This is a genomic window from Pseudomonas citri (assembly GCF_025336485.1).
GTDB lineage: Bacteria > Pseudomonadota > Gammaproteobacteria > Pseudomonadales > Pseudomonadaceae > Aquipseudomonas > Aquipseudomonas citri.
Map to the genome: position 1 here is coordinate 81766 of NZ_JAODAB010000026.1, position 8654 is coordinate 90419.

At 61.7% G+C, this 8654-nt stretch carries 7 protein-coding genes and 1 pseudogene; 5 read left to right on the forward strand and 3 right to left on the reverse strand.

Features of this window, described 5'->3' with window-relative positions; all coding sequences use genetic code 11:
* Positions 1-139: 139 nt before the first annotated feature.
* The gene (locus tag N4Q37_RS23000) at positions 140-3403 is read right to left on the reverse strand and encodes an ATP-binding protein (protein ID WP_260961951.1); all 3264 of its coding nucleotides are present in this window, start codon (positions 3401-3403) and stop codon (positions 140-142) included.
* A 220-nt stretch (positions 3404-3623) separates the two neighbouring features.
* Here N4Q37_RS23000 and N4Q37_RS23005 point away from each other — a divergent pair.
* Together N4Q37_RS23005 and N4Q37_RS23010 are read left to right on the forward strand one after the other, a co-directional pair.
* Positions 3624-3752: pseudogene (locus N4Q37_RS23005) on the forward strand (cupin-like domain-containing protein); the annotation flags it as partial.
* A gap of 190 nt (positions 3753-3942) precedes the next feature.
* Positions 3943-4320, forward strand: a complete 378-nt coding sequence (locus N4Q37_RS23010; protein WP_260961952.1) for a hypothetical protein — start codon at positions 3943-3945, stop codon at positions 4318-4320.
* Between the two features lie 28 nt (positions 4321-4348).
* On the opposite strand, the gene N4Q37_RS23015 is transcribed toward N4Q37_RS23010, so the two are convergent.
* Positions 4349-5320 (reverse strand): GlxA family transcriptional regulator, encoded by a 972-nt coding sequence (locus N4Q37_RS23015; RefSeq protein ID WP_260961953.1) that lies wholly within the window; start codon positions 5318-5320, stop codon positions 4349-4351.
* 98 nt (positions 5321-5418) lie between these two features.
* Here N4Q37_RS23015 and inhA point away from each other — a divergent pair, with 98 nt between their 5' ends.
* Both inhA and N4Q37_RS23025 read left to right on the forward strand, forming a co-directional pair.
* Positions 5419-6111 (forward strand): isonitrile hydratase, encoded by a 693-nt coding sequence (gene inhA, locus N4Q37_RS23020; protein WP_260961954.1) that lies wholly within the window; start codon positions 5419-5421, stop codon positions 6109-6111.
* Positions 6112-6275: 164 nt separating this feature from the next.
* Positions 6276-7220, forward strand: a complete 945-nt coding sequence (locus N4Q37_RS23025; RefSeq protein ID WP_260961956.1) for an AraC family transcriptional regulator — start codon at positions 6276-6278, stop codon at positions 7218-7220.
* 289 nt (positions 7221-7509) lie between these two features.
* Here the strand turns inward: N4Q37_RS23025 and N4Q37_RS23030 are convergent, their stop codons facing one another.
* Positions 7510-7968, reverse strand: coding sequence for an SRPBCC family protein (locus tag N4Q37_RS23030; protein WP_260961957.1), 459 nt, complete (start codon positions 7966-7968; stop codon positions 7510-7512).
* 146 nt (positions 7969-8114) lie between these two features.
* Between N4Q37_RS23030 and N4Q37_RS23035 the strand changes: the two genes are divergently transcribed.
* Positions 8115-8516: a lysozyme inhibitor LprI family protein gene (locus N4Q37_RS23035; protein ID WP_260961963.1), complete on the forward strand. Its 402-nt coding sequence runs from the start codon at positions 8115-8117 to the stop codon at positions 8514-8516.
* The last annotated feature ends 138 nt before the right edge of the window (positions 8517-8654 follow it).

Consider the following 8654-nt stretch of genomic DNA (forward strand, 5'->3'; position numbering starts at 1 on the left):
GCAAGCTTTCCAATAGCAACGCGCCAGGTAAGGAGCGGCTCAAGAACATTAAGGGCCGTCAGGCTAGAGGAAGCGTTTGAAAGACGATGTAGGACTATTCCGAAAATATGGACAGACACAGCCCTTACATGGAGGGAATTCATCTGTGCGAGGATCCGAGGGGACCGCTTCGCGGTCTGGCGGGAGCACGCGCCTTCGCCACATGGGGCTTGAGTCCATCGCTCAATTGCTCCATGGCTTGGCGAAGGACTTCCACGGGTTCGGCGAGTTGCACCGCGTTACCTCCCCGGCAAGCGTTTTCCAACGCCTCGCAGGCGGCGACCAGGCGTTGCGCGTCGATGATGCGTGCGCCGCCCTTGATCCGGTGCGCCAGGTCCGCCAGGCCAGGCAAGTCTTGCTGGGAAGACAAACGCAGCAGTCGCGCTTGATCTTCGGCATTGCTGTCGAGCAGTTCTTCCAGCAGTTGCCTGAGGGCGTTCGGGTCATCGCCGGTCAGTTGTTGCAGGCTGCTCAAATCGAGGTCGTCGCTAGACGGGGGCGTCGTGTTGTGTGGCGTGACCGAAGCCAGGCGATCATGGAGCGCTTCGAGGCTGATGGGCTTGAACAGGCAATCGTCCATCCCGGCGTCGGCGCAGCGCACCTTTTCCTCGGGCTGGGCGTTGGCCGTGAACCCCAGGATCACCCCGGGCGACCACTGGCGGGCACGCTCCTCGGCGCGAATGGCGCGGGCCAGTTCATAGCCACTCATCAAAGGCATGTTGCAGTCGGTAATCACCACGTCGAAGGGTTCGCTGCGCCAGGCCCGGAGGCCTTCGACACCGTTCTGCGCCTCCTCGACACGGTGCCCCAGGTAACCCAGTTGCCGGGACAGCAGCAGACGGTTGGCCGGGTAATCATCGACCACCAGGATCCTCAGCACCGGGCCCGGCGGCCGCGTCTCGTCCTCGCCAGGCGAAGCCGGCGGCAGCGCATCGAGCACCGGCAGGTTCAGCAGGATCTCGACCTGGGTGCCCTCCCCCGGCTCGCTGTGCAATGTCAGGGTGCCGCCCATCATTTCGCACAAGGTGCGGCTGATGACCAACCCCAGCCCGGAACCGCTGCGCGCCGACTGAGCGCCGTGGCTGGCCTGGGTAAAGGGGCTGAACAGGCGACGCTGGTCCTCAGCCGAAATACCGCAGCCAGTGTCCTCGACCCGCAGGCGAATGCCCAGATGCACGTGCCCGGGATCCGGCTCGCCACGCACACTCAGGCGCACCTGGCCCTGCTCGGTGAACTTGATGGCGTTGCTCAGCAGGTTCGACACGATCTGCTTGAAGCGCAAGGGATCGATCGACACGTCGCGGTCGATCGCGGCGTCCAGCGCCAGCGTCAGGCCCAGGTGCTTTTGCCGGGCCAGGCCTTCGAAGATCCGCGCCACCGATTCCACCAGTGCCTTGAGGTTGGCCCGCTCCGGCGTCAATGACAGCCGGCCCGACTCGATGCGGGCGATGTCGAGGATGTCGCCGATCAAGTCGAGCATGCCATGGGCAGCACCCGACGCGACTTCGATGGCGGACCGGTCGACGATGCCCTGGTCAGCTTTTTTCAACGCCAGTTCCAGCATGCCGATGACCGCATTCATCGGCGTGCGGATCTCATGGCTCATGGTCGCCACGAAAGTGGTCTTGGCCCGATTGGCGTCGTCGGCGCTTTCCTTGGCGAGCCGCAATTGCTCCAGCAGGCGCCGCAAATACATGACCCAGCCCAAGGTCACCAGCAACAGCAACGCGGCGACGGCAAACCCTTGCAGGATCGTGGTGCGGTTGCGCAGCCAGTAACTGTTGTCGATCACCACCTCGCTGCGCCAGCGATTGGTCAGCTCGTCCATTTCCTCGGGCGAAATGCTCAACAGCGCTTTGTCCAGAATGGAGTAAAGCTCCAGCGCCCCGCGGTTCGTCGCCAAGGCAACGCGCGCCGGCACGGTGCCCACGGTGCTGGTGATCTGTAACGTGTCACGGTATTGGCGAGAGATCATATAGCGGGCGCTGATCAGCGGATTGATCGCCGCATCCGCCGCGCCAGACGCCACCATCGCCATGGCGTCGGCCCCGTTCTGTGCTGTCACCAACTGCACGCGGGGGAACTGCTCCAGCAAAAACTCACGCAATACGTTGCCACGCACCAGCGCCAGGCGCTGGCCGGCCATCTGATCCAGGGTAAGCGGCGCCTTGGCCCTGACCGGCAGCACCAACACGAACGGGTTCGTCAGATACGGTCGGGTAAAGCGCAACTCGCTTTCGAGTTCGGCGCTGGGGATGGCGGTGGCGAGGACATCAGCCTTGCCGCTCTTGATCTGGCCGATCAGGTCATCCACCGAATCGCCACGTTGCACATCGAATTTCAGACCGGTGCGCAAGCTGATCCTCGCCAACACATCGGCGCCGATGCCGCGCAATTGGCCTTGCTCGTCGAAGAACGTCAGCGGCAGGAAGTTTTCGTTGACCGCCACTTTGATCCGCGGATGAGCATCCAGCCAGCGTTGCTCGCGGACACTGAAATGCACCGTTTGCCGGCCCGGCATGCTCGCGCCGCCGGCGCTCCAGCGCCGCAGGATGCTCATGCGTTCGCTGGCGGGAATGGCTTGCAGCGCGGCGTTGACGATACGCAGCAGGCGCCCATTGTCGCGACTGACCGCGAAGGCGAATGGCTGCACCTCCATGCGCGAGAAGTCCGCCAGTTGGATGTTGTTCAGGTAATTCTTGCTGATCAGGTAGTTGGCACTGATCGAATCCCCCAGGTAGACGTCAGCCTGGCCGAACGCCACGGCACCGATGGCGCTCAGGGTCGAAGGGTACAGTTGCAAGGTCGCGTCGGGATAAAAAGCCTTGACCGTGTCCGGTGGCAGATAGTGATACAGCATCGCCACACGCTTGCCCGCCAGGTCCGCCGGCAAGTCCTGGCTGTCGTCGACGCGGGCCACCAGGGTGGGCAAGTCATCGGCGTAGGCCTGGGACATCGCCAGGCCCGGCTCGGCGGCCTCGAAGCCGTTGGCGGTGCCGAGCAGATCGATCTCGGCGCCGCGCAAGGCCTGGAGCGATTCGGTGCGCGACGGATAGCGCCGCACCTCGATCTGGACGTGCAAAAGCTGCCCCAGCAGTTGCGCGTAATCGGCGGTCAGGCCTTCGTAGTCGCGACCGTTGCCGGTGATGCTGAAAGGCGCGTAGTCCGGTGCCGAGGCGCCCAGCAGCAAGGTGCCTTTGCCACGCAACCAGGCCCAGTCGGCCGAGTCCAGGGACACGGAATAGTCGCCCACGTCGGAGCGCCCGAGCACCTGCAGCGACTCGGGCGCCGCGTCAACCCGTGGCACCCCACTCAATGAGCCCAGCAACAGCACCGCCAGGCCTGCGCGTAGAAGCAGCATCATCTGGTTGTTTCGCTTGGCATGATCGACCGGCCCCCCCGACGGCACAATCCGTCAGGGGCGACCGGCCAAGAGGTTCAGACTGCCAATACGAGGGAACAGCGAACCGTCCATGGGCCTGTCAAACGACGACAGGCATGGAGTGAGTGTAGGAAGTTTCTGAGGATTTTCCTGTAGCCCATCGGATGGGCGCCGGATTCAGGGACGCCCCCCTTGCGGGAGCACCTTCGTGCGGGTGGTGCTCGAGGTTGGGGATCTGTTGTTTTTGCCTGAAGGCTGGTTCCACCCGGTGGAGTCGGTGTCCACATCGTTGTCGGTGAATTTCTGGGTGAATTCGGGTCGGGGTTGGTAAGAGGCCACTGGAGGCACGCTGCTTTTGTGGCGAGGGAGCTTGTTCCCTCGCCACAGCAGTTGTCACCGCAATTCGTCCGTTGATCGCCGCGCCCCGCTTCGAGTTGCCAGCCCAGAAAACCCCTCCTAAGATCGATGCTCCAACGGGTGCAGCGGAGCTGCCCGACAAAAACCCGACTCAAGGATCCGGTATGACCCATATCAAACGCCCCATCACCACCCCACCTCGAACAGGCCTGACCCGGGAAGATCTCTGGGAAGCCCAGGACCGGGGCCTGATCAAATGCTGGGAAATCGGCCGCGAGCGGGCGATGAAGTTTCCCGAACTGGCACAACGCTGCCAAGCCGGTGAGTTACCGGTGCTGGGCTGGAAAGGCGGTGTCAGCCGCAGCTTGAAGAAAAACGAAAAATTCGGTTGCCTCAAGTACCTCGCCCAATGGCAAGGTCTGCGCGGTGAAGACCTGGACATCGACTTGTCCCAGGAACGCACCCTCACCTGCTCCAGCACGAACATGATCGTCACGTTCACCCCGGATCGGGCCAAATACGTGAATCAGGAACCCGCCTGAGCGTAACCGGGCAATGTCGCAAACCGCCTCAAGACAGAGCGGCAAACCGTTCACGATAGGCCTGGGGGGTCACGCCCATCGCCCGCAGAAAACTGCGGCGCAAGGTCTCTTCACTGCCGAAACCGCACTGCACCGCCACGCGCTTGATGGGGAGCGCGGTGTCGGCCAGTAGCCGGCGGGCGGTTTCCACGCGAATCAATTCCACCGCTCGTGCCGGGGTCTGGCCGGTGTCGGCGCGGTAGTGACGGACAAAGCTGCGTTCGCTCATGCCCGCCTGGGCAGCCAGATTCGACAGCCCCAGGTCTTGGGTGAGGTTCTCGGCGATCCAGGCGTGCAACTCATCAAAACGGTTGCCCTGTTTTTGCAGTGAAAGCATCACGCTGAACTGCGATTGCCCACCAGGTCGCTTGAGGAACACCACCAACTGCCGGGCGACCTCCAGGGCCATGGCGCGCCCCAGGTCGTCTTCTACCAATGCCAGGGCCAGGTCGATACCGGCCGTGACCCCGGCCGAAGTCCAGACCGGACCGTCATTGATAAAGATCGGATTGGGTTCGACCCGCAACTGCGGATGCTGCTCGGCCAGTTGTTCGCAGCGCGTCCAATGGGTCACCACGCGCCGCCCGTCCAGCCAGCCGCTGGCCGCCAGCAGAAATGCCCCGGTACACACCGAGGCCACCCGACGCGAACGCAAGCCATGCTCCTTGACCCACGCCACCAGCGCCGGGTCTTTCGCCGCTTCGTACACGCCCCAGCCACCGGCGATCAGCAAAGTGTCGCTGCCTTCGCTCGGCAGCGGCTCTGCCATCAGCGCCAACCCCGCCGAAGACACCACCGCCCCGCCCCCAGCGGCAATGACCCTGGGCGTGTAGGGCAACGGCAGGCCTTGCTGGCGGGCCAGGTCGTTGGCCGACGCGAATACCTGCAAGGGCCCGGTGACGTCCAGCACTTGCACGTTGGCGAAGGCCAGTACATGAATGGTTTTCGGTGAGTTGGGCATATTGGCGTGATTCGAGGGCTTATTGGCGTATGCGCCAGAGCCTACGGACCTAAAGTCAAACCGTCCACCCCTCGGGCACCATCCACAGGAGAAACGCCATGACGCTGCAGATCGGTTTGTTGTTATTTCCCCAGGTCCAGCAGTTGGACCTCACCGGCCCTTATGACGTGCTGGCTTCGTTACCGGATGTGAAAGTCCACCTGATCTGGAAAGACCTGGCCCCCATCACCGCCAGCACCGGGCTGGTGCTGCTGCCCACCACCACGTTCGCCGACTGCCCGAAACTGGACGTGATCTGTGTCCCCGGCGGAAGCGGCGTCGGCCCCTTGATGGAAGACGAACAGACACTCGCCTTCCTCAAGCGACAGGCCGCCGAGGCGAAATACATCACTTCGGTGTGCACCGGTTCGCTGGTGCTCGGTGCGGCAGGCCTGTTGCAGGGGAAGCGCGCCACCACCCATTGGGCCTATCACAGCCTGCTGCAAACCCTGGGCGCGACACCGGTCAAGGATCGCGTGGTCCGCGACGGCAACCTGCTGACCGGTGGCGGCATCACGGCGGGGATCGATTTTGCCTTGACCCTGGCAGCCGAACTGTTCGATCAGGACACCGCCGAACTGGTCCAACTGCAACTCGAATACGCCCCTGCCCCACCCTTCAATGCAGGCAGCCCGGACACCGCGCCGACGCGCATCTTGGAAGAAGCCCATCGACGCGCCGCCGAGTCGTTCCGCGTGCGCTCGCAGATCACCCAACGCGCCGCGGCGCGGCTGGAGCTCGCTAGATCATAGGTCCATAAGCCTGTGGCGAGGGGTTTGATCCCCTCGCCATTGTGGTCAGCCGGATCCTCCTGCGCACTTGCACGATCCTGTAGCGATCGAACCGACGCTGGTCGCCCGCCGCGCAATCGGCTTTACTAGCTCGGTTCATTCAATTGGCAAGGAGATTGATCGGCATGTCGGTATCCACGTCCCTACCCATCGCGCCTGATAACGACGTCAGCCCGCGCCGTGCGGAACTGGCGAGCCTGATGATGCGCTTCGCACCGGAGTCTGGTGTCCACTCCACGGCTATCGAGGTCTTGCACCTGATCCGCTGCGACCAGCCGACCGAAGCCTTGCACACCGTGCACAAGCCTGGCCTGTGCATCATCGTCGAGGGACGCAAGGAGGTGCGCCTGGCAGATGAATGCTACGTGTATGACCCGCTCAACTACCTGGTGGTCTCGGTGACGCTACCGCTGGCCGGTCAAGTGATCGAGGCCAGCCCCGAGCGTCCCTATCTGTGCATTCGCCTGGACATCGACCCTGTACAGATCTGCCGGCTGATCGCCGAAAACCGTACCCTCAGCCTACCGACCGAGAGGGCTGATCGCGGACTGTTCCTGGACCGCATCGACACGTCGCTGCTTGACGCAGTGCTGCGCTTGCTACGGCTGTTGGACAGCCCGGACGATATTGCAACGCTCGCACCTTTGGCCCAGCAGGAAATTTTCTACCGATTGTTGCGCGGCGCCCAGGGGCGACGCTTGCACGAAATCGCCATTCCCGATACCCAGACCCACCGTATCAGTCGCGCCATCGAGTGGCTCAATACTCATTACGCCGAGCCGCTGAGCATCGACAGCCTGGCACAAATGATCAACCTCAGTCCGTCGGCGCTGCATCATCGCTTCAAAGCCGTGACGGCCATGAGCCCCTTGCAATACCAGAAACAGCTACGCCTGCAAGAAGCCCGACGGCTGCTGTTGGCGGAGAACAGCGACGTTTCGTCGATTGGCTACAAGATGGGCTACGAAAGTCCTTCGCAATTCAGCCGGGAATACAGCCGTCTCTTTGGCGCCTCTCCAAGCAAGGACATCGCTCGTTTGCGCGCCCAGACGCTGGTCAATAGCGTCTGATGCCTGCCGACCCTGGCCTGCCCCTGCCATGGCAGGGGCACTTTTTCGCAGGCGAAAAAAAACCCGCCGAAGCGGGTTTTTTCCAAGACCATTACGACTTCCTGTCGATAGCCATCCTTGCAAGGTCGATCGTCCCTGATCCTGAGCACTCCCTGTGCTTCAGTGGATGAGTCCAGATTACGCGTCGGATCCAAAGTGCAATAGAAGACATATCTGCCAAGGCGTGTAAGACATTCGCTATACCTGGTTTACGAAAAGCCTTGCATCCGTGTTTTCGAACGGCAAGGAATCAGGTTTTACTCAGGAATGCCTCGATGTTGGCCATCTGCTCGTCCCAGCCACGGCTATCCATGCGAAAGGCCTTGAGTCGACGCGCCTCTGGAAGGCTACCAAAGCCAGACTCCACCACTTTGAGCAGGGTACCGCCGTCCATGTCCTCCAGGTCAAACTGCACGCGTGTTTCGGACTCCTGGGAATAATCCACCTGCGGCTCGACTGCGTAAGGGTGCCAGCGGAACGAGAACACCCGCTCAGGCTCCACGCGCTCCACCAACACGTCCCAGACGAGGTGTTCGTACCCTGGATAGGTAACCTGGCCCTGGGTCCGCTCGCCTGCCACAAACCGCTTTCCTTCAAGGGCAACGCCAAACCATTGGCCAAAGGCCTCTGCATTGGCCAGGACCCGCCAAACATGGGAACGCGGAGCCTTGAGCAGGATCTTTCTTTCAATGCGATCAGATGAATGCATGGGTCACCTCCTGTGTTCAACAGTAGGCTTGTAAGACCACGAGGCCAACCGGAAAGTTGTATCAGACCGCTGTTTACCGTCGCCGCTGAGGTGAAAACAGTGAAGGGCGATGTAAACTCCCCCGGCTTTTCCAGGAGAGATCGACCATGTTCCCACGCTTGTTTCTGGCGATGACGCCACTGCTTTTTCTCAGCGTCGCTCACGCCGACGACTGTGCCAATGCCACGACCCAAGGCGATATGAACCAGTGCGCCGCCCAGGAAAACAAGGCCGCCGACAAAGAACTCAACAGTTTGTACCAGCAGATCACCGCGCGCCTGAAGGACAATCCCGAAACCAGGCAAATGCTGGTCAAGGCACAACGAGCCTGGATCAGCTTCCGTGACGCTGAGTGCAGTTTTTCCGCCTCTGGAGTCGAGGGTGGGAGCGTCTACCCCTTGATCCACAACAACTGCATCACGGCCCAGACCAAGATACGGATCGAGGCGTTCAAGACCTATCTCAAATGCAAGGAAGGGGATTTGAGCTGCCCGGTACCAGAGGCGTGACAACCTGAATGTAAAAAAGGATGACCCGCAGGTCATCCTTTTTGAAGGTTTTTCAAGCACTAAAACAAAACCCCTACCTGCGTCAGCAGATAGGGGTTCCGGAATTTAATCTTGACGATGACCTACTCTCACATGGGG

What these genes read in the sequence shown, in the direction of transcription:
- N4Q37_RS23000 (WP_260961951.1), bottom strand. Translation starts at nt 3,403, where the DNA reads ATGATGCTGCTTCTACGCGCAGGCCTGGCGGTGCTGTTGCTGGGCTCA.
- N4Q37_RS23010 (WP_260961952.1), top strand. Translation starts at nt 3,943, where the DNA reads ATGACCCATATCAAACGCCCCATCACCACCCCACCTCGAACAGGCCTG.
- N4Q37_RS23015 (WP_260961953.1), bottom strand. Translation starts at nt 5,320, where the DNA reads ATGCCCAACTCACCGAAAACCATTCATGTACTGGCCTTCGCCAACGTG.
- inhA (WP_260961954.1), top strand. Translation starts at nt 5,419, where the DNA reads ATGACGCTGCAGATCGGTTTGTTGTTATTTCCCCAGGTCCAGCAGTTG.
- N4Q37_RS23025 (WP_260961956.1), top strand. Translation starts at nt 6,276, where the DNA reads ATGTCGGTATCCACGTCCCTACCCATCGCGCCTGATAACGACGTCAGC.
- N4Q37_RS23030 (WP_260961957.1), bottom strand. Translation starts at nt 7,968, where the DNA reads ATGCATTCATCTGATCGCATTGAAAGAAAGATCCTGCTCAAGGCTCCG.
- N4Q37_RS23035 (WP_260961963.1), top strand. Translation starts at nt 8,115, where the DNA reads ATGTTCCCACGCTTGTTTCTGGCGATGACGCCACTGCTTTTTCTCAGC.